General features: G+C 73.1%; 13 protein-coding genes. 2 read left to right on the plus strand and 11 right to left on the minus strand.

The window, feature by feature from the left end:
• The first annotated feature begins 527 nt into the window (after nt 1–527).
• A complete protein-coding gene (locus ACFV57_RS31065; protein ID WP_385239018.1) occupies nt 528–1,484 on the plus strand; it encodes a LysR substrate-binding domain-containing protein in 957 nt (318 codons plus the stop codon).
• A 93-nt stretch (nt 1,485–1,577) separates the two neighbouring features.
• Here ACFV57_RS31065 and ACFV57_RS31070 read toward each other — a convergent pair whose 3' ends face one another.
• From ACFV57_RS31070 to ACFV57_RS31105, 8 genes are all read right to left on the minus strand, one after another.
• Nucleotides 1,578–4,022, minus strand: a complete 2,445-nt coding sequence (locus ACFV57_RS31070; protein ID WP_385239020.1) for an FtsX-like permease family protein — start codon at nt 4,020–4,022, stop codon at nt 1,578–1,580.
• A gap of 6 nt (nt 4,023–4,028) precedes the next feature.
• Nucleotides 4,029–6,485, minus strand: a complete 2,457-nt coding sequence (locus tag ACFV57_RS31075) for an ABC transporter permease (RefSeq protein ID WP_385239022.1) — start codon at nt 6,483–6,485, stop codon at nt 4,029–4,031.
• Between the two features lie 64 nt (nt 6,486–6,549).
• Entirely contained in the window at nt 6,550–7,239 is a 690-nt protein-coding gene (locus ACFV57_RS31080; protein WP_385239024.1) for an ABC transporter ATP-binding protein, read from the minus strand.
• On the minus strand, nt 7,236–7,760 hold the full coding sequence (locus ACFV57_RS31085) for a PadR family transcriptional regulator (protein WP_385239026.1): 525 nt from the start codon (nt 7,758–7,760) through the stop codon (nt 7,236–7,238). Before ACFV57_RS31085 ends, ACFV57_RS31080 begins: the two co-directional genes overlap by 4 nt.
• Nucleotides 7,761–7,866: 106 nt before the next feature.
• Nucleotides 7,867–10,281: an ABC transporter permease gene (locus ACFV57_RS31090; RefSeq protein ID WP_385239028.1), complete on the minus strand. Its 2,415-nt coding sequence runs from the start codon at nt 10,279–10,281 to the stop codon at nt 7,867–7,869.
• The gene (locus tag ACFV57_RS31095) at nt 10,278–10,964 is read right to left on the minus strand and encodes an ABC transporter ATP-binding protein (RefSeq protein WP_385239030.1); all 687 of its coding nucleotides are present in this window, start codon (nt 10,962–10,964) and stop codon (nt 10,278–10,280) included. Before ACFV57_RS31095 ends, ACFV57_RS31090 begins: the two co-directional genes overlap by 4 nt.
• Before the next feature lie 220 nt (nt 10,965–11,184).
• On the minus strand, nt 11,185–11,523 hold the full coding sequence (locus tag ACFV57_RS31100) for a hypothetical protein (RefSeq protein ID WP_385239032.1): 339 nt from the start codon (nt 11,521–11,523) through the stop codon (nt 11,185–11,187).
• Nucleotides 11,520–12,497: an SPFH domain-containing protein gene (locus ACFV57_RS31105; protein WP_385239034.1), complete on the minus strand. Its 978-nt coding sequence runs from the start codon at nt 12,495–12,497 to the stop codon at nt 11,520–11,522. The genes ACFV57_RS31100 and ACFV57_RS31105 overlap by 4 nt, the downstream gene beginning before the upstream one ends.
• Before the next feature lie 291 nt (nt 12,498–12,788).
• Between ACFV57_RS31105 and ACFV57_RS31110 the strand changes: the two genes are divergently transcribed.
• Nucleotides 12,789–15,056 carry a transglycosylase domain-containing protein gene (locus ACFV57_RS31110; protein ID WP_385239036.1) on the plus strand — a complete coding sequence of 756 codons (2,268 nt, stop codon included), beginning with the start codon at nt 12,789–12,791 and terminating at the stop codon, nt 15,054–15,056.
• 87 nt (nt 15,057–15,143) lie between these two features.
• On the opposite strand, the gene ACFV57_RS31115 is transcribed toward ACFV57_RS31110, so the two are convergent.
• From ACFV57_RS31115 to ACFV57_RS31125, 3 genes are all read right to left on the minus strand, one after another.
• Nucleotides 15,144–16,607, minus strand: coding sequence for a catalase (locus tag ACFV57_RS31115; protein WP_385239038.1), 1,464 nt, complete (start codon nt 16,605–16,607; stop codon nt 15,144–15,146).
• Nucleotides 16,608–16,787: 180 nt separating this feature from the next.
• Nucleotides 16,788–18,986 carry a SpoIIE family protein phosphatase gene (locus ACFV57_RS31120; RefSeq protein WP_385239040.1) on the minus strand — a complete coding sequence of 733 codons (2,199 nt, stop codon included), beginning with the start codon at nt 18,984–18,986 and terminating at the stop codon, nt 16,788–16,790.
• A 218-nt stretch (nt 18,987–19,204) separates the two neighbouring features.
• Nucleotides 19,205–19,888, minus strand: a complete 684-nt coding sequence (locus ACFV57_RS31125) for a class I SAM-dependent DNA methyltransferase (RefSeq protein WP_385239042.1) — start codon at nt 19,886–19,888, stop codon at nt 19,205–19,207.
• Between the last annotated feature and the right edge of the window lie 197 nt (nt 19,889–20,085).

Raw genomic sequence — 20,085 nt, forward strand, 5'->3', positions numbered from 1 at the left:
GGGCTGGTGTCCCTGGTACTGGCGGTACCGGGGCTGGCGGGGGGGGGCCGGGGCCCCCCACGACGATGCTGGTGGCAGCCGGTGCGCCGGGAATCGGCGGCGGCTGCCACCGTCCGAATTGCGGTTGATTGCGGCCAGGAAAAAGCCGCCGGCGCGGGTAACGGGAACGGCGTGTATCCGCCGGGGACCGTATCCGCGGACGGTGCGGTTGCGGGGTGCCCGTGTGGCGTGTGCTGTGCCCTGCGAACGGAAAGGCGGATCGCCGCCCCGCGAATCCCGGCCCGGCCGTCGGCCGGCAATCCCGCGGTGATCGCCGGAAAAGGATGGCGGAAATCCCGCCCCGTGTAAAGAGCCTCCCGAGGCCCTCCCCGGAGACGGTGGCCGACTCCGGCGGCGAAACCCGCCGGTAACACGGCACGGCAATTGTCCGGCCCCCCGCACACCGCCGCCCGCCCCGAAAAGTCCTCCCCCACGGGAGGCGCCGCCACGCCATTAGACTGGATCGCGCTGATCGGAGGTGGCTATCGGTGGCATCCCCTACGAATGCCGGGACCCGGCCGCGGCAGCCCAGTCTGGCGCAGCTGCGGGCCTTTGCCGCCGTGGCCGAGCACCTGCACTTCCGCGAGGCCGCGGCCGAGATCGGCATGAGCCAGCCCGCGCTGTCCGGCGCCGTGTCGGCCCTGGAGGAGGCACTCGGGGTCCAGTTGCTGGAGCGTACGACCCGCAGGGTGCTCCTCTCGCCCGCCGGGGAGCGGGTCGCGGCCCGCGCCCGTACGGTCCTGGAAGCGGTCGGTGACCTCATGGAGGAGGCGGAGGCGGCCCGCGCGCCGTTCACCGGCGTACTGCGGCTCGGGGTGATCCCGACCGTCGCGCCGTATCTGCTGCCGACCGTCCTGCGGCTGGTGCACGACCAGTACCCGGACCTGGAGCTCCAGGTCCACGAGGAACAGACCGGTTCGCTGCTGGACGGCCTCCAGCAGGGGCGGCTGGACCTGCTGCTGCTCGCCGTGCCGCTGGGCGCCCCCACGGTCACCGAAATCCCGCTGTTCGACGAGGACTTCGTGCTGGTCGCGCCGCAGGACCACTGGCTGGGCGGGCGCGGGGACATCCCGCGCGAGGCGCTCAAGGACATGGACCTGCTGCTCCTGGACGAGGGGCACTGCCTGCGCGACCAGGCGCTGGACATCTGCCGGGAGGCGGGCCGGGAGGACGGCGCGCCGGTGACGACCAGCGCGGCCGGGCTGTCCACCCTGGTGCAGCTGGTCGCGGGCGGCCTGGGCGTCACGCTGCTGCCGCGCACCGCGCTGCGCGTCGAGACGGCCCGCAACGACCAGCTGACGACCGGGTACTTCGCCGACCCGGCACCGTCCCGGCGGATCGCGCTGGCCATGCGGTCGGGCGCGGCGCGCCAGGGCGAGTTCGAGGAGTTCGCGGCGGCGCTGCGCGAGGCGATGCGGGGCCTTCCGGTACGGATCGTGGAGTGACCGCGGCCGCGCCGTCTTCGCGCCTGTACGTGACCGGGCGGCGCGCACGCGTCCCCGACGGGCCCGGGGCGGCCGGGAGTCCGGCGCCGGGGCCTACTCCGTACGCAGCCCGTCCGGCCGCATCAGCCGCCACAGCAGCGGCAGGCTGAGCGCGGTCACGGCGAGGATCACCGCGCCCGCCGTGCCGGTGAGCGCGGCGATGGCGGGCCAGTCCGGCAGCGCCGGTTTGCCCACCATGTGCAGCAGCAGGAGACCGAGGCCCAGGCCGCAGCCGACCGCGAGGGCCAGTCCGAGGACCACGGGGATGGCGGTCTGCCACAGGATCGACCCGCCGAGTGTGCGGTGCGGCGTGCCGAAGGCGTCGAGGGCCGACAACAGCCTTTTGCGCTCGCGCAGTTGTTCCAGTACGGAGACGAGCAGGCCCGCGCCGATGACGCACAGCACGGCCACCGCGCCGGCCCGGAGCGCCGAGCCGATGATGTCGAACAGCCCGGGTTCGGCCGCCCCGTTCGTGCCCTGGTCGCCTCCCGGCGCCAGGACGAACAGGAGGGGATCGATCCGGGCGGCCGTGTTGCGGACGTACTCGATCGCGTCCGGGCTGTCCGGGTCGAGGCGGATCTCGGCCTCGGCGGCCGGGTTCCGCAGCAGTGCGGGGTCCAGGGCGCCGGGTGTGGCGAGGATGTTGGCGCTGTGCAGGGAGAAGAGACTCGCAACCGTGCGGACGGTGTGGACGGTGCGCGGAACCGTCCAGGTGGCCGGCCGGCCACCGGCCTCCGGGGAGACGGCCAGCCGGGTGCCGGGGGCCGGGGCCGGCGGCGCGTCGGGGCCGGGTTCGCCGGGTTCGCTGCCGCTCTCCAGCGCGACTTCGGGAGGGGCGTAGAACACGTCGCCGTCGGCGCACCGGCCGGTACGGACCATCCGGCGCAGTGCGTCGCAGTCGGCCACGGCCAGCCGGTAGGGCGCCGGATCGGCCACCGCGTCCGGACCGCTCCCGGCGGTGGCCCGGCGGCGCTCGCCCGGCAGCGGGCCCGCGTCGCTGATCAGCGCTCCGTACACGTGCTGTACGCCCGCTGTGTCCCGCAGCCGCTGATACGCCTCGGGTGCCCGGGACGCGGGCAGTTCTCCCTCCCGGGAGCCGACCTGCACCTGGTTCGCGCTGAACGGGGAGTGCGGCTCCGGCAGGTCGTTGCTCTGGGTGCCGGCCAGCAGCAGCTGTACGGCGACGGCGCCCGCGACCGCCACGGTGATACCGCTGACCGAGCGGGCCGCCGCGGTACTGCTCAACTGGAGCCGCCGCACCGCCAGTTGCCAGGACGCGATGCCGCCCCCGCCGAACCAGGACACCACGGCCTCCAGCAGCCACGGCAGCACCGCCGCGACACCCAGCAGGAGCAGCGAGGTGCCCACGGCCACCTGCGCCCCGGCCATGACGCCCACGATCGCCGAATCACCGGCCGCCTTGGGCCACAGCAGCGCGACGCCCGCGACGGGCAGCAGCAGCCGCCACCACAGGCGGCGCCGCACCACCGGCGCCGACCGGGCCACGCCCAGCGGTTCGACCGTGATCCGGCGCATCGTGAACAGCGCGACGCCGACCGAGCAGACCGGGACGGCCAGCGCGACGAGGGCGGTCAGCCGCATGTCCGGTACGACGTCGGAGGGGAAGACCCCCATGTCCAGCACCCGTATCCCGGACAGCGGATACCGGGCGGCCAGGAAGACGGCGGCGCCGACGAGCAGGCCCAGCAGCGCACCGGCCAGCGCCTCGCCGGCCGCGATCCGCCGGGTCGTGGCGCGGTCGGTGCCCACCAGCCGCAGCGCCGCCAGCCGCCGGTCCCGGCGCTCCCCGCCGAAGCGCACGGCGGCGGCGATGAACACGGCGATGGGCGCGAGCAGCGCCACACTCCCGACGGTGATCGTCAGCAGCAGCTGGGGGTTGGTGGTGGGGAAGGCGCTGTCGGGGCCGCCCCCGAAGGCGGTGATCCGCGCGGTACCCCGACGGCCGTCGGTGAGCCGGTCCGTGCCCTGGTAGTACGCCAGTTCGTCCGGCCCGGCCAGGCCCTCGTCGCCGATCAGCCCCACGGTACGGACGCCCTGGAAGCGGTCGCGCAGCGCCGCGCCGTCCGAGGAGGCCAGCAGGCCGGCGAGGGCGGGGGAGACGACCATCTCGCCGGGGCCGGGAAGACGCGGGACGCCCGGCGGGGTGGCGGGCCGGTCCCCGTCGGGCTGCACCAGGCGCCCGCGGACGGGCTTCTCCCGGTAACGGGTGTCGGTCTGCGCGATGCGCAGGGTGTCCGCGGTGGCCGTAGCCGTGGTCTCGGCGAAGGTGTCGGAGCGGGCGTGGTCGCGGGCGACGGCGGTGCTCACGGCCTGCGGGACCGCGGCGGCGGTCAGCAGGACGGCGACGCCCAGCCCCACGCCGAGCGCGGTCAGTGCCGTACGTATCCAGCCCTCGCGGCCGCCGCCGACCGCGAACCGCACGCCCATGGCGAGGTCACGGCACCAGCGCCGGGCCCGGTGCCGTCGGGGCTCGTCCACCTGTGCTCACTCCGTCCGTAGGCCGTCCGGCCGCATCATCCGCCACAGCGGCGGCAGGCTGGCCACCGTGACCAGCAGGATCACCGCCGCCCCCGCGCCCGCCATGCCCGCCACCACCGGCCAGTCCACGAACACCGAGCTGTCGATCATCCACAGCAGCAGCGTGCCCAGCGCCAGCCCGCCCCCGACGGCGAGCAGCAGCCCCAGCGCGACGGGGATCGCGGTCTGCCACAGCACCGACCAGCCCATGGTGGTGCGCCGGGTGCCGAAGGCGTCCAGCACCGACAGCAGCCGCCGGTGCTCGTGGAGCTGCTCCACGGTCGAGATCACCAGACCCGCGCCGATCAGCAGCAGGGTGATCACCGCGCCGACGAACAGGCCGGTGCGCAGGCTGTCGTACTGCCCGTCGTGCCGGTTCTCGGCCAGCGGGACCACGGCCATCGACGGGTTGATGCGGGCGGCGGCGGTACGGATGCGTTCGACCGCGTCGGGTGCGGCGGGGTCGTAGTGGGCCGTCAGGTGCATCAGGGGCTGGTGCATCCGGTGCACGTCCACCGCGGACGGGGTGATCAGGAGGCCGCGGGTGGGCAGTTTGTCGCTGCCCGTCCTGGCGTGCACGACGCGGGCCGTGGCGGGCACCGTCCACAGCCGCGGCGGGCGGGTGGGGCCGAAGCCCTCGGGCGGGTCGAGGTTGACCCGGGCGCCCGGCTTCGCGAAGGTGCCGTCCCGGAGGTTGTCGGTGAGGAAGACGTCGCCGTCCCGGCAGGAGCCGACGTCGGCCAGCCGGGCCAGCTCGGCGCAGTCGCCGACCGTGGCGAACACGCCGTCCGCCACGCGGAACTCGCTGCCCTCCATGAGCCGGCCCCGGTCGCCCGCGGCCGACACGGAGGTCTCGATCGTGCCCTGCGCCCGGCTGACGCCTTGGGTGCCGCGCAGCGCCGCCACGGCGTCGCGGGTCTGTTCCCAGCCGTCGGTGCCGCCGGTCATCTCCACCACCGGGCGTCCGGTGCGGGCGTAGCTCTCGGCGAATCCGGCCTGCATTCCGGTGAAGGTCATGTGGACGGCGATGGCCCCGGCGACCGCGACGATGATGCCGGCGACCGCGCGGGTGGCCGCGCCGCTGTTCAACTGGAGCCGCCGGGTGGCCAGCTGCCAGGGCACCGGCCCGCCGCGCAGCCGCCGCACCACCGCGTCGACCAGCCACGGCAGCAGCGCCGTGACGCCGAGCAGCAGCAGCGTCGCGCCGATGGCGAGCCGGGCCGTGTTCATCGGGCTGTCCACCCGGTCCACGTCCCGCGAGACGGTCACCAGCAGCCCGGCCCCGGCCAGCGGCACCAGCGGGCGCCACCACAGGCGGCGCCGGACGGGCGGCCGGTGGCGGACGACGCCCAGCGGCTCGACCGTCACACCGCGCTGCGCGAACAGCGTCACCAGCACGGCGGCGGCCGGCACCGCCACCACGACCAGCGCGGCCAGCAGCGGGTCCGGGGTGATGTCCGACGGGAAGACGTTGATGTCCCACAGGGTCACCACCGAGGCGAACTGCCGCCCCCCGAGGAAGAACCCGGCGCCCAGCACCAGGCCCGCCAGCGAGCCGAGCAGCGCCTCCCCCGCGGCGATCCGCCGGGTCGTGCGGATGTCGGCGCCGACCAGGCGCAGTGCGGCGAGCCGGAGTTCGCGGCGCTCGTTGCCGAACCGTACGGAGGTGCCGATGAAGACCATGACCGGCGTCAGCAGCGCCACACACGTCATGATCACCAGCACCACCGCGGGGGCCCGCATCGGACGCTGGACGAACTCCAGCCCGAAGTGGTCGATGCGGTAGGCGCCGAGCCGTTCGGACAGCGCGGAACTGCCCGCCAGATAGGTCAGTTCGGCGGGACCCTGGAGTCCGGCGTCGCCGATGGTGCCCACCACGCGGTACGGGAGCCGCTCGCGCAGGGCCTTGCCGCCGGACGAGTCCAGCAGTTCCTTGAGGCCGGGGGAGACCAGCATGGTTCCCGGGACCGGCAGCGCGGCGACTCCCGGCGGCTTCGGCGGGTGCGTTCCGTCGGGTTCGACGAGCCGGCCGCGGATGGTCTGCTGGTGGTAGCGGGTGTCGGCGTGCGCGTACAGCAGCGTGTTGTCGGCGGGCCGCGGGTCGTGCGCCTGCCCCAGGTTCTCGCGTGCCTTCTCCCGGCCGTGCCAGGAGTCGAGCAGGGAGGGCGCGGAGGCGCCGAGGAGGAGCACGGCGACACCGAGGCCGACGCCGACGGCGGTCAGAGCCGTACGTATCCAGCCTTCACGGCCGCCTCCCGTGGCGAAGCGCAGCCCCGCGGCGAGGTCGCGGGCCCAGGCGGCCGGGCCCGCGGGAGGCGGGACGGGCATGGCCGGGGGCGTGGGGTCCCCGGGTGCGGCGGACGGGGAGCCGCGCCCGCCGGTGCCTGCGGGGCCGCCGCGGGTACGCGGGCCGAGCAGCGTCATCCGGTGGCGCCGATCCGGGCACGGGCGCCGCCCGGGCCGGGCCGGGCGGGGGCGGCGGACGGGGTCATATCAGGCCCGCCAGCATGTCCTTCACCTTGCCGTCGCGGACGACGATCTCGCGGTCGGAGTAGGCGGCGACCCGGGCCTCGTGGGTGACGAGCACGACGGCGGCGTTGGTGTCGCGGGCCGCGTCGGTCAGCAGGGTCAGCACGCGTTCGCCGTTGAGGGAGTCCAGCGCGCCGGTCGGTTCGTCGGCGAAGATCACGCGGGGGCGGGCGGCGAGGGCGCGGGCGACCGCGACGCGCTGGCCCTGCCCGCCGGAGACCTCGCCGGGCCGCTTGCGCGCGGTGTCCCCGACCTCCAGGCGCTCCAGCCACTCGCCGGCGTGCCGCTGCGCTTCCTTGCGCTTGACGCCGTTCAGGCGCAGCGGCAGCGCCACGTTCTCCAGGCAGGTCAGTTCGGGCACCAGCTGTCCGAACTGGAAGACGAAGCCGAAGTCCGACCGCCGCAGGGCGCTGCGCTGCGCGTCGCTCATCGCCGTCACGTCGTGGTCGCCGTAGCGGACCGTCCCGGAGTCGGGCAGGACGATGCCCGCCAGGCAGTGCAGCAGGGTCGACTTGCCCGAGCCGGAGGGGCCCATGACGGCGACGACCTCGCCGGGGTGGATGGAGAAGTCCACCCCGTCCAGGGCGGCGGTCTGCCCGAACTTCTTGTGCAGGGCCTCGGCGGCCAGCAGCGATCCCGCGGGTGTCACGAGCCGATCACCGCGGCCAGCCTGTCCAGTCGGGCGGCGGTCAGCTCCAGCCAGCGCAGGTCGGCCTCCAGGTGGAACAGGGCGTGGTCGCAGATGAGCTGGTCGGCCAGGTCGCCCTTGCGCTTGCGTTCGGTCAGGCCGCGCATCAGCCGCAGGTGCTCGGTGCGCTGGGTGTCCAGCAGCTCGGCGGCGTCCCGCCCGGTGAGCAGCGCCAGCACGACTTTGGTGTAGAGCGTCGACTGGAGATACGGCTCGGGCTTCTCGGGCCGCGCCAGCCACTGGGCGACGTCGGTGACCCCGGCGTCCGTGATGGCATAGCGCTTGCGCTCCGGGCCGGCGCCCGCCTCGACGCCGTCCACCTCGACGAGACCGTTCTTCAGCAGCCGGGACATGGTCGAGTAGACCTGTCCGTAGTGCAGCGGACGGTCGTGGCCGAAGTGCTCGTCGAACGCCCGCTTGAGGTCGTAGCCATGGCGGGGGCCGGATTCCAGGAGGCCCAGAAGCGTATGACCGATTGACATGCCGACCACCTTACTTCGTCGCTACGGCCGTGGTGTATACGCGTGATGCATAGTGCGGCCGGCAGTCCCGGGGTCCGCGGCGCGGACCCCGGGGCTGCCGGCACGGTCACTCCGAACGCAGCCCGTCCGCGCGCATCATGCGCCACAGCGGCGGCATGCTGAGCAGCGTCACGAGCACGACCAGACCGGCTCCGACCAGGGGCAGCGGCCACACCGCCGACCACGCGATGCCGCTCTTGTCCGCCAGCATCAGCAGCACCCGGCCGAGCCCCAGACCACCGGCCACCGCGAGCACCAGGCCGAGGGCCATGGGAATGGCGGTCTGCCACAGCACGGACCAGGCGAGGGTGCCGCGCCGGGTGCCGAAGGCCACCAGGACCGACAGCAGGCGGCGGCGTTCGCGCAGCTGCTCCAGGGTCGTGACCAGCATGCTGGCGGCGATCAGTGTCATGGTCGCGACGGACGCGATCATCAGGCCCCGGCGCACGGTCACGTAGCGCGGGTCCTCCTTGGCGTCGGACAGCTGGAAGACGGTGGCGCCCAGATCGACGTGGGCCGCGGTGTTGCGGGCGTACTCGGCGGCGTCCGGGACGGCCGGGTCCAGCCGGATCATGACCTTGGCCGTGGGACGGGCCAGCTTCTTCATGTCGACCGCCCCCAGGGTGGCGAACAGGCCGGTGACCTGCTCGCCGCCCGGGTCCGGCCGGGCGGCGACCGTGGGGATCGTCCGGGGCAGGGCCCAGGGGCTGGGCTTGCCCACGCGCTTGCCGTCCTCGTCGAAGTCGTTGAGGAGCACCGTGCCGCCGGGGCGCACGACCTTGGGCAGGTCCTCGTCCTCGAAGGAACCCGGGCCGCCCTTGACCAGGAGGACGTCGCCGTCCTTGCACGCGGTGCCCGGCTTGGTGACCTCCCGCAGGGTCGCGCAGGAGCCGACCGTGACCGTGGTGCTCACCGGGAAGCCTCCGTCGTTGCGCTCTCCCTTGGCGGACAGGATCTGTGAGCTGACGGTGGCGATGACGCCGCTGACGCCCTTGGTGCGCTGGAAGTCGGCGATCATCTTCTCCGTGGCGGCGCCGTCCCGGGCCGGCAGCATGACCTGCAGCTGGGCCCGCGCGGCGTCCTGCCCGGTGGCCTCCTTGTAGTCGCTGCCGACGGCGGCGAACAGCATCTGCAGCGCGATGGCACCGGCCACGGCGACGGTGATGCCGCTGACCGCGCGGGCCGCGCTGCTGCTGCTCAGCTGGAGCCGGCGGGTGGCCAGCTGCCACGGGACCCGGCCGCCCTCGAACCGCGTCACGACCGCTTCCACCAGCCAGGGCAGCAGCATGGTCAGGCCCAGCAGCGTCAGGACCGCGCCGCCGCCGATCTGGTACGGGTTGATGGTCTTGTCTTCTTTGCCGATCGAGCCGTACGCCGCCAGCATCGCCAGCCCGATGAGCGGGATCGGCAGCCGCCACCACAGCCGCCGCCGGCGCGGGACCGCGTTGCGGATGACGCCCAGCGGCTCGATGGCGATGCCGCGCAGCGCGAAGAGGGTGACGGCGACGGCCGACGCCGGGACGGCCAGCGCGATCAGGACGGCCAGCGCGGGGACCGGCGTCAGGTCGGCGGGGAAGGCGTTGAGGCTGCTGATGTCCAGCTTGTCGATGAACTGCCGTCCGAAGAGGAACAGCCCGACGCCCACGGCCAGCCCGAAGAGCGAGCCGAGCAGCGCCTCGCCGGCGGCGATCCGGCGCGTCATGCGGTTGTCGGCGCCCACCAGGCGCAGTGCGGCCAGCCGCCGGTCGCGGCGCTCGCCGCCGAAGCGGACGGCGGTGGCGATGAAGATGGCCACCGGCATCAGCAGGACGACGCAGCCGACGAGGATCAGGACGAGCAGGACCGGGTCCATGGCCGGAGAGGCGACCTTTTCGCCGAACCCGGTGGTGCGCCCGACACCGTCGCCCGGTACGAGACTGGCGCTGCCCGCGTAGTAGAAGTGCTCGGCGGGGCCCACCAGACCGTCGTCGCCGATGGTGCCCACCACGCGCCACGGGAGCCGCTCGCGCAGCAGTTCGCCGTCCGGGGACTCCAGGAGCTTCTTCAGGACGGGCGAGACCACCATCTCGCCGGGGCCCGGCAGCCGGTCCACGCCGGGCGGCAGCACCGGGTCGTTGCCGTCCGGGCGCAGCAGGACGCCGTCCACGTCGGTGCCGCGGAACTTGGAACCCAGGTGCTCGTAGACGACCGTGCTGTCGGAGCGCTTCGCCTCGTGTTCCGACATGATGATGTGGCGTGCGTTGCCGCGGTCGGTGCGCTCTTGCAGCAGGTTCGGTACGGAGGAGGCGCCCAGCAGCAGGGCCGCGCCGAGGCCGACGCCGATGGCGGTCAGCGCCGTGCGGACCCAGCCCTCGCGGCCGCTGCCGACGGCGAAGCGCATCCCCATGACGAGGTCGCGCACCCAGACGGCGAGGCCGGCGGGGGTCTTGCTCCCGGGTTCCCCGTGGTCCGTGGTGCCGGGGCGGTGGTCGACGGCGGTCATGAGGTGCCCGCCATTTCCCGGGCCTGGCCGTCGCGGACGACGATCTCGCGGTCGGAGTAGGCGGCGACCCGGGCCTCGTGGGTGACCAGGACGACGGCGGCGTTGGTGTCGCGGGCCGCCTCGGTCAGCAGGGTCATCACGCGTTCGCCGTTGAGCGAGTCCAGCGCGCCGGTGGGCTCGTCGGCGAAGATCACGCGGGGGCGGGCGGCGAGGGCGCGGGCGACCGCGACGCGCTGGCCCTGTCCGCCGGAGACCTCGCCGGGCCGCTTGGCCCCCACCGCGCCGACCTCCAGCCGCTCCAGCCACTCCCGCGAGTGCTCCTCGGCCTCCTTGCGCTTGACGCCGTTCAGGCGCAGCGGCAGCGCCACGTTCTCCAGGCAGGTCAGTTCGGGCACCAGCTGTCCGAACTGGAAGACGAAGCCGAAGTCCGACCGCCGCAGGGCGCTGCGCTGCGCGTCGCTCATCTGCGTCAGGTCGCGGGAGCCGTAGAGGACGCTGCCGGAGTCCGGGCGGACGATGCCGGCCAGGCAGTGCAGCAGGGTCGACTTGCCCGAGCCGGAGGGGCCCATGACGGCGACGACCTCGCCGGGGTGGATGGAGAACTCGGCGCCGTCGAGCGCGTGGGTCGAGCCGTACGCCTTGTGCAGCGTGCTGGCCTTGAGCAGGGAACCGGCCGGGGTCATACGAGGGCCTCCGGAAGTACGGACGTGGGGGCGGTCCGGTCGGCGGGGTTCGGGCTCCGCCGACGGGGCGCGCCCTGGAGACCGTTCGTGGTGCCCAAGGGTGCCCCGACAGGACATGAGCTGCACTCTACATGGTGTGTATACCTGTGGTGTATACGCGGTCCGGAAGCGGCCGGAGGTCCGGCCCGCGAACGGGCCGGACCTCCGGCATCCCTCGTCGTCACCCGCCCGGCCCGGTCTCCTCCGGGGATTCCGGTTCCCCGGAGTCCGCCGGCTCCGCGTCCTTCGGCGGCCGTCCCCGCCGGGGCAGGCCGCCGGCCCCCTTCGGCAGCCGGCCCGCGTCCGCCAGGGCCTTGCGCAGCAGGAACTCGACCTGCGCGTTGGCGCTGCGCAGCTCGTCGTCGGCCCAGCGGGCGAGCGCGTCGTGCACCAGCGGGTCGAGTCGCAGCAGCATCTGCTTGCGCCGCTGCGCCCGCCGCTTCGGCGCCTGGTCGCCGTCCGCCGGACCGGCGGCCCCGGGAGCGTCCCGGGGCGCGTCCTGGGGACCGCCCCCGCTCACTGGTAGAGGGAGCCGGTGTTCAGTACGGGCTGGGCGGCCCGGTCGCCGCACAGCACCACCATCAGATTGCTGACCATGGCCGCCTTCCGCTCCTCGTCCAGTTCGACGATGCCCTGCTCGTTGATGCGGGCCAGCGCCTGCTCGACCATGCCGACCGCGCCCTCGACGATCTGCTGGCGGGCCGCCACGACCGCGCCGGCCTGCTGCCGCTGGAGCATCGCCGAGGCGATCTCCGGGGCGTACGCGAGGTGGCTGAAGCGCGACTCGATGATCCGTACGCCCGCGGCCTGCACCCGGGCGGTCAGCTCGACGGCCAGCTTCTCGGTGATCTCCTCGGCGTTGCCGCGCAGCGAGAGCGCGTCCTCGTCGTGCGCGTCATACGGGTACTCGATGGCGATGTGCCGCACCGCCGCCTCGGTCTGGGTGGCGACGAACTCCAGGAAGTCGTCGACCTCGAACAGCGCCTGCGCGGTGTCCTCGACCTGCCACACGACGATGGAGGCCAGCTCGATCGGGTTGCCGTAGGCGTCGTTGACCTTCAGGACCGCGGTCTCGTGGTTGCGGACGCGGGTGGAGATCTTGCGGTCGGCGGTGAGCGGGTTGACCCAGCGCAGGCCGTCCTCGCGGATGGTGCCCACGTAGCGGCCGAAGAGCTGGATGACCCGGGCCTCGCCGGGGGCGACCATCTTCACGCCCGTCATGCAGACCAGCGAGCCCACCAGCAGCAGGACGCCCACGACGATCAGCGGTACGCCCACCGCCCGGCTCCCGCCCGCGGCCAGCGCCCCGCCGCCGATGATCATGCCGAGCCCGGCGAACGCGCCGAGGACGGTGAGCAGCAGCCCGAGGCCGCCCGGAATGCTGTGCGCCACCGTCTCGCGGACCTGCGGGCGGGGCATCTCCGGTGCGTCGGAGGCGGGCTGCGCCCCGCCGCCGGTCCCGTCGTTGCCGCCGGCGGGTGTCTGGTCGGACATGTCTCTCCCCGTTTCTCGTGGTGCTTCTTCGTGGTGCGGGCCGGGCCGCGGCGTGGTCGGCGCCGTGGCCGGAACCGTACGGTTCGGCCGTGCTCACACAACCCTAGCAAAGTGATAGCACTTTAAGAACGTTCTCAGAGAGGTGCGGCATCATCGCGGGACGGTTCCCCCAGTTCGGGTGCTCTTTGTCACGTCGGAAAAAGCCTTGATCGATGAGCATTTGTTGACAGATGCGGTGTTAGCTTCGTGAGCTGAGTTATTGGGGGCGGAACGACTGGAGTTGCGGGAGCGATGGGGCGAGCGGACGCGAGGCGAGCGGCGCAGGGGCGTAGAGCCCGCAGAGTGAAACCGAAGGGCAAGAAGGGCGGCATACGCCGCTTCTTCACCTGGAAGAAGCTCCTCGGAGCCTTCCTCGGCGTGTGCCTGCTGGGCATCCTCGGCTTCATCGGGCTGTACCTGTACGTGGACGTCCCCGACGAGGGCAACTTCCAGGCCACGAGCCAGAGCAACGTCTACAAGTACGCCGACGGCTCGATCATGGCCCGCAAGGGCGCCGAGAACGCGGTGAACCGCGAGACCGTCAAGATCGACCAGATCCCCAAGCACGTCCAGCACGCCTTCGTCGCGGCCGAGAACAAGACCTTCTACCAGGACTCCGGCGTCGACCTGAAGGGCACCCTGCGCGGCATCCTCAACACCCTCAAGGGCCAGGGCAAGCAGGGCGGCTCCACGATCACCCAGCAGTACGTCAAGAACTACTACCTGAGCCAGGAGCAGACGGTCAGCCGCAAGCTCCAGGAGATCGTCATCTCCCTCAAGGTGGACAACAAGCTCGGCAAGGACGACATCCTCGCCGGGTACATGAACACCAGCTACTACGGCCGCGGCGCGTACGGCATCCAGGCCGCCGCCCAGGCGTACTACGGCGTGGACGTCGACAAGCTGTCCGTCAGCCAGGGCGCCTACCTGGCCTCCCTGCTCCAGGCGCCCAGCCAGTACGACTGGGCCATCGCCTCCGACGCCGGCAAGAACCGGGTGAAGGAGCGCTGGGCGTACACGCTCAAGAACATGGTCGAGATGAAGTGGCTGGACGCCGCCGACCAGCAGAAGCAGACGTTCCAGAAGCCCATCAAGCCCAAGCCGGTGCCCGGTGTGGCCGGTCAGGTCGGCTACTTCATCGACGCCGCCAACCGCGAACTGATCGCCAAGGGCGTCGACGAGAAGGAACTGGCCGCCGGCGGCTGGACCATCACCCTGGGCATCGACAAGAAGAAGCAGCAGGAGCTGGAGAAGGCCGTCAAGCGCAAGCTCACCGACGACCTCAAGCCCAACATCCGCAAGGCGGACCGGGACGCCCAGCTCGGCGCCGTCTCGGTCGACCCCGCGACCGGCCACGTCCTGGCGATGTACGGCGGCGCGGGCTACACCAAGCACTACACGAACAACGCCACCCGGGCCGACTTCCAGCCCGCCTCCACCTTCAAGCCGCTGGTCCTCGCCTCCGCCCTGGAGAACCACGCCAAGACCCAGGCCGGTCTGCCGATCACGCCCGACACCGTCTACGACGGGCGCAACCGCCGTCCGGTCGTGGGCAAGAACGGCCCCGTCGGGTTCGCCCCGCCCAACGAGGACGAGCACACGTACGGCAAGATCAGCGTCCAGCAGGCCACGAACAACTCGGTCAACGCCGTCTTCGCGCAGATGGGCGTGGACGCGGGCCTGGACGAGGTCAAGAAGACCGCCGTCGGCATGGGCCTGAACGACAAGTTCCCGGTCCGGCCCGCGATGACGCTCGGCACCATGGGCGCCAGCCCGCTGCAGATGGCCGGCGCGTACGCCACGCTCGACAACCACGGCAAGAAGGTCGACCCGGCCCTGGTCGTCAAGGCCCAGCACGGCGCGCAGGAGACCGAGCTGCCGAACCCTGTCGGCTCCCAGCTGCTGACCCGCCAGACCGCCGACACCGTCACCTCCGTCCTGCGCGGTGTGGTCAACGACGGTACGGCCAAGTCCGCGATCGGCGGCACCGACTACCAGGCCGCGGGCAAGACGGGCACCTCCGACGACAACAAGTCGGCGTGGTTCGTCGGCTACACGCCGAAGCTGGTCACCGCGGTCGGCATGTTCGGCGAGGAGACCAAGGGCGGCAAGCAGGTCTCGCTCAAGGGCACCGGCGGCGGCGGTCGCGTCAACGGCGGCGGCTACCCGGCCGAGGTCTGGGCCGCGTACACGGCCGCCGCGATCGGTGACAACACCGGGGAGAAGTTCGACCTCGACACCGACCTCGGCGCCGGGGTGGGCCCGACCATCACCCCGCCGCCGACCAACGCCCCCACGCAGTCGCCGACCCAGAGCCCGTCGAACACGCCGTCCCAGACGCCGACGCACTCGCCGACCCAGGGCCCGTCGAACTCGCCGACGCACTCGCCGACCCAGCGTCCGACGCACTCGCCGACGAACTCGGCGTCGCCCCCCGTCACCCCGCCCTCCGGCAGCGGCGGCGGCAACGGAAACGGCAACGGCAACGAGGGCCGTCCGGGCTTCGACGACCTGGAATGACCGGCGCCCGACACAGCCGTGCCGTGGCCCCCGCCGACCGGCGGGGGCCACGGCCGTCTGCTCTTCCGTCCCGATTAGCGGCCCGGCTCAGCCGCCGTTGATCCGCGCGGCGATCCGGTCGCCGACCGCCTTGTCCACGTTGCGCCAGTACTGCAGGGCCCGCTGCAGCACCGGGCGGCTGACACCGTCCAGCAGGTGCCCGGCGACGTTGTTCACCAGCCGCTCGCGCGCCGCGTCGTCCAGCACCTGCCGCACCTGGGTGCCCGCCTGGCCCCAGTCGTCGTCATCGCGGCGCAGCTTGTACGCCTCGCGTACCATCTCGCCCGCCGCGTGCCAGCCCGCCGGATCGCCGAAGTTGGCCGTGTCGGCCGCCGGACCGCCGTAGGAGTTCGGCGCGTACGGGCGGGCCGCGTTGGACGGCTCGTAGCGCATCGGGCCGTCCTTGGCGTACGAGTTGACCGCCGAGTGCGGGCGGTTGGGCGGGAGCTGCGCGTAGTTCGGGCCGATGCGGTAGCGGTGGGTGTCCGGGTAGGAGAACAGCCGGCCCAGCAGCATCTTGTCCGGCGACGGGCCGATGCCCGGCACCATGTTGGACGGCTCGAACGCCGCCTGCTCGATGTGGACGAAGAAGTCCTCCGGATTGCGGTCCAGGGTCATCCGGCCGACCTCGATCAACGGGTAGTCGCCGTGCGGCCACACCTTGGTCAGGTCGAACGGGTTGAAGCGGTAGTCCGGCGCGTCGTCGAACGGCATCACCTGCACGTACATGGTCCACGAGGGCGCGTCACCGCCCGCGATGGCCTGGTGCAGGTCGCGGCGGTGCAGATCGGCGTCCTCACCGGCCAGCCGGTCCGCGTCCTCCTGGGTGAGGAAGTCGATGCCCTGGTCGGTCTTGATGTGGTACTTGATCCAGAACCGCTCGCCGCCGCCGTTGATCCACATATACGTGTGCGAGCCGTAGCCGTTCATGTGGCGGTACGTCTTCGGGATGCCGCGGTCGCCCATCAGCCAGGTGACCATGTGCGCCGACTCGGGCGACAGGGTCCAGAAGTCCCACTGCATGTCGTGGTCGCGCAGTCCGTTGTCCGGGCGGCGCTTCTGCGACCGGATGAAGTCCTGGAACTTGATCGTGTCCCGCACGAAGAAGACCGGAGTGTTGTTGCCGACCAGGTCGTAGTTGCCGTACTCGGTGTAGAACTTCAGTGCGAAACCGCGTGGGTCGCGCCAGGTGTCCGGCGAGCCCTGCTCACCCGCGACCGTCGAGAAGCGGGCCAGCATCTCCGTGCGCCGGCCCGGCTGGAAGAGGTCCGCCTTGGTGAACTGGCTGACGTCGTTGGTCACCTCGAAGAACCCGTACGCGCCGCTGCCCTTGGCGTGCACCACCCGCTCGGGCACCCGTTCGCGGTTGAACTGGGCCATCTTCTCGATCAGGTAGTGGTCCTGGAGCAGGAGCGGACCGTCGGAGCCCACCGAGAGCGAGTGCTCGTCGCTCTCGACCGGGATACCGGTGTTGGTCGTCGTGCGCGGGACGTTCTGCGCGGAGTCGGTCATGGCGGTGCGCCTCCCGGTGGTGGGGGTCGTCAGTCCCTTATGTCCACCTCAGCAGTCAACTCCGCCGACGCGGTGTCGGCAACCGCTGGACACCGTCCAATTCGGGACGGAGTCCGGCCGCGGGTACGCCGGAGAACGGCCCGGCGGCACCGTACGGCGATGCCCCCGGACCCGCGCTCCCTACTGCCCGGCACCGAACGGCATGGACAGCTCGAACCACACCACCTTGCCCGTGCTCAGCCGCGTCGCGCCCCAGCGCCGGGCCATCCGGTTGACCAGGTACAGGCCGCGCCCGCCCTCGTCCGACGGCCGGGCCTGGCGCAGCCGGGGCAGCTGCGGCACGTCGTCGCCGACCTCGCAGCGCAGCACGTCCGTACGCAGCAGCCGCAGCGTGATCGGCCGTTCCGCGTACCGCACCGCGTTCGTCACCACCTCGCTGACCAGCAACTCCAGCTGGTCGGTCAGCTCGTCCAGACCCCACCGGGACAGTGCCCGGCGGGCCAGGCGGCGCGCCTGTCCGGCCGTCTGCGCCTTCGGGTCCAGGTACCAGTACGCGACGTCGCTCGGCGCGATGCCGTCGAAGCGGGCCGCGAGCAGCGCGATGTCGTCGTCCCGGTCGCCGGGGCCGAGCATGTCCAGCACCTCGTCGCACAGCGGCTCCAGCGGCGGCGGATTGGGCCCGGTCAGCCGGGCCGTCTCCGTCAGCCGTTCGCGCAGCTGCTCGATGCCGGTCCACACGTCCCGGATACGGGACTCCACCAGGCCGTCCGTGTACAGCACGAGCGTGGCGCCCGCGGGCGCGTCCAGCTCGACCGCCTCGAAGTCCACCCCGCCGACACCGATCGGCGCGCCCGGCGGCACCCGCAGCACCTCGGCGCGCCCGCCGCGGTGCAGCATCACGGGCGGCGGATGCCCGGCGTTGGCGACCATGATGCGGTGCGCCACCGGGTCGTAGACCGCGTACAGGCACGTCGCCATCCGGTCCGAACCGAGCCGCTGCGCCTGCTCGTCGAGGTGGTGCAGCACCTCCTGCGGCGGCAGGTCCAGCCCGGCCAGGGTCTGCGCGGTGGTGCGCAGCTGGCCCATGATCGCCGCCGAGGTCATGGAGTGGCCCATCACGTCACCGACGACCAGCGCCACCCGGCTGCCGGGCAGCGGGATCGCGTCGTACCAGTCGCCGCCCACCCGCGCCGTCTCGGCGGCCGGCAGATAGCGGCTGGCCAGCCGCACGCCGGTGGGCTGCGGCAGCGAGTCCGGCAGCATCGTGCGCTGGAGCGCGTCGGCGATGTACGCCTCGCGCCCGTACAGCACCGCCTTGTCGACGCCCAGCGCCGTGTGCGTCGCCAGCTGCGCCGCTACCAGCAGGTCGTCCGCCTCGAACGCCGGGCGGTCCGGGCGGCGCAGGAACACCGCCGCGCCGATCACCCGGCGGCGGCCGCGCAGCGGCGCCAGGATCACCCGGTGCCCGGCGGGCAGGTGGGTGAGCGGGCCGAGCAGCTCAGGCAGCGCCGCACGCGCCGCCTGCACCTCGCCGAACAGCGGCCGCACGCCGCGCAGCACCTCCGCCAGCGGGCCGCCCGGCAGCACCTCGGACAGCTCCGCGGCGCTGCCGCCCATCGCCGGGCTCAGATCCGGCTGCGCGGGCAGCATCGGCAGCCGTCCGCCGTTGGTGTCCGGCTCCTCGGGAATCCGGTCGGTACGGCGCAGCCGCAGCACCACCGGGCCGGTCGGCCGCTCGTCGCCCACCGGCAGCGGATCACGCAGATAGACCAGGATCGCGTCGGCGAACGTCGGCACGGTCGCCCGGCACAGCCCCAGCACGATCTCGTCCAGGTCTATGCCGCGGGCGATCCGCCGGGTGGCCGCGCCGATGAACCGCAGCCGGTCGCCGCCCGCCTGACGCGCCGCCAGCACCTCGCCGCTCTCGGCCGGCTGCGCGGGGTGCGCGGAGCGGGCGGGCGGCGCGTCCGGGCCGCCGGCCTGCTCGGGCGTCCGCCCGGCCGTCTCGCCGCGGGCACCGGACTCCACCGGAACGCCGTGCGGCCCGACGGGCGGCGTCCCGGGCGTCTCCTCGGGGCGCGGCCGCTCGGCGCCGGCGCCCGTACGGCCGCCGTCCCGCGGCCGTCCGATGCCACCGGTGGTGCCGCCGGGAGCGCTGTCGCCGGGCGTCTGCCGGGGCGTGGCGCCGGTACCGGGCTCCTCGCGGCGGTTGTCCGCGCCGGGCCGGCCGGCGCCGTCCGCCGCCCGGTGCCGCGCGCCGTGACCGTCCGGCGGCCCGTCCTGCGGGCCCGCGCCCGCGGCGGCGCCGTGCGCGGTGTCGTGCCGGCCGCCGTCCACGGCGTACGCAGAATCGTCACCGCGCGGCGCCGCGGGCGACATGTCAGTCACCTCGGCCGGTCTGCCGGGCGGTGTGGGCTGCCCCGGGAAACTGCGGGGGCCGGCGGCCGGGGTGTACGGCGCCGGCTCGGGCAGACCCCGGTGCGGGGTCGCCGAGGACACGGCGGGCGGGGCGGCCTGCCGTGGTTCGTGGGAGGTCGGGTGCTCCGTCACGCGTGGGATTCCATCCGTCCGGGGCTGCGCGCGTCGCGCGCCGCGTCTCAAGCGCGTCGCAGGTGCAGGAAGAGCTGGATCTCGGGTGGGGTGTCCGTACTGGCCGGGGCATACGCATACGAGTCCTCCCCGGTGACTTCGAAGCCCGCGTCGTGCACGACCTGGCGCAAGTCGTCCCGCAGGTAACCCGATACCCGGATCGCGCTGCCCAGGAACGGAATCGCGCAGTCGTCCAGATCGGCCTCGACCATGGCCAGGGCCAGCAGCCCGCCGGGCTTCAGCAGGCCGTGCAGCATCCGCAGGGTGTACGGGATCTCCGCGCGGGGCAGCATGAGCAGCGAGAAGAAGGCGGCGGCCCCGTCGAAGGAACCCGGGCCGCCGAGCCGGCCGTCGCGCAGGTCGGCGATGTCCAGCTGGTGGAACCGGCCCGCCGGGACGTTGTCCCGGGCCAGCGCGACCATCGAGGGGGAGAGGTCCACACCGACGACCGTGTGTCCCGCGTCGGCCAGCTGACGCGCCGTCGGCACGCCCGTACCGCAGCCGACGTCCAGTACCCGCGACCCGGCCGGCAGCGCGGCCGCGAGCCGGGCGCCGGCCGTGAGCTGGCCGTCCTTGTGCGGGAAGGCCTCGTCATAGCGGTCGCCGATCGCGTCGAACGCCTCCGCCTGTCCCGCCCGGTCCAGGACTAACCGGTTCAGGCCCTCGTATCCGTCGTAGCCTTCAGCGCTCACGACCTCGCCTCTCCTGCGACCGCGGTCAAGTTCGGGGCTCCGGCTCGGGAGCCACGTCCGTGCAGTTCCGTGCAGTCTTGAGTTACGCCTGTGCAGTCTTGTGGAGGACGATCCTACGGTTGATCCCCAGGGGCGCATCAAGGGGGCTCACTCGCACGCCATGCCACGCCCGTACCTGCTCACCGGCGCGCCCGCGG

Source organism: Streptomyces sp. NPDC059788, assembly GCF_042732265.1.
In the GTDB taxonomy this organism is placed as follows: Bacteria; Actinomycetota; Actinomycetes; order Streptomycetales; family Streptomycetaceae; genus Streptomyces.

Excerpts from the sequence above, each read along its gene's own strand:
- ACFV57_RS31075 (WP_385239022.1), bottom strand. The coding sequence starts at position 6,485 with ATGACGCTGCTCGGCCCGCGTACCCGCGGCGGCCCCGCAGGCACCGGC.
- ACFV57_RS31085 (WP_385239026.1), bottom strand. The coding sequence starts at position 7,760 with ATGTCAATCGGTCATACGCTTCTGGGCCTCCTGGAATCCGGCCCCCGC.
- ACFV57_RS31090 (WP_385239028.1), bottom strand. The coding sequence starts at position 10,281 with ATGACCGCCGTCGACCACCGCCCCGGCACCACGGACCACGGGGAACCC.
- ACFV57_RS31095 (WP_385239030.1), bottom strand. The coding sequence starts at position 10,964 with ATGACCCCGGCCGGTTCCCTGCTCAAGGCCAGCACGCTGCACAAGGCG.
- ACFV57_RS31105 (WP_385239034.1), bottom strand. The coding sequence starts at position 12,497 with ATGTCCGACCAGACACCCGCCGGCGGCAACGACGGGACCGGCGGCGGG.
- ACFV57_RS31110 (WP_385239036.1), top strand. The coding sequence starts at position 12,789 with ATGGGGCGAGCGGACGCGAGGCGAGCGGCGCAGGGGCGTAGAGCCCGC.
- ACFV57_RS31115 (WP_385239038.1), bottom strand. The coding sequence starts at position 16,607 with ATGACCGACTCCGCGCAGAACGTCCCGCGCACGACGACCAACACCGGT.
- ACFV57_RS31120 (WP_385239040.1), bottom strand. The coding sequence starts at position 18,986 with ATGTCGCCCGCGGCGCCGCGCGGTGACGATTCTGCGTACGCCGTGGAC.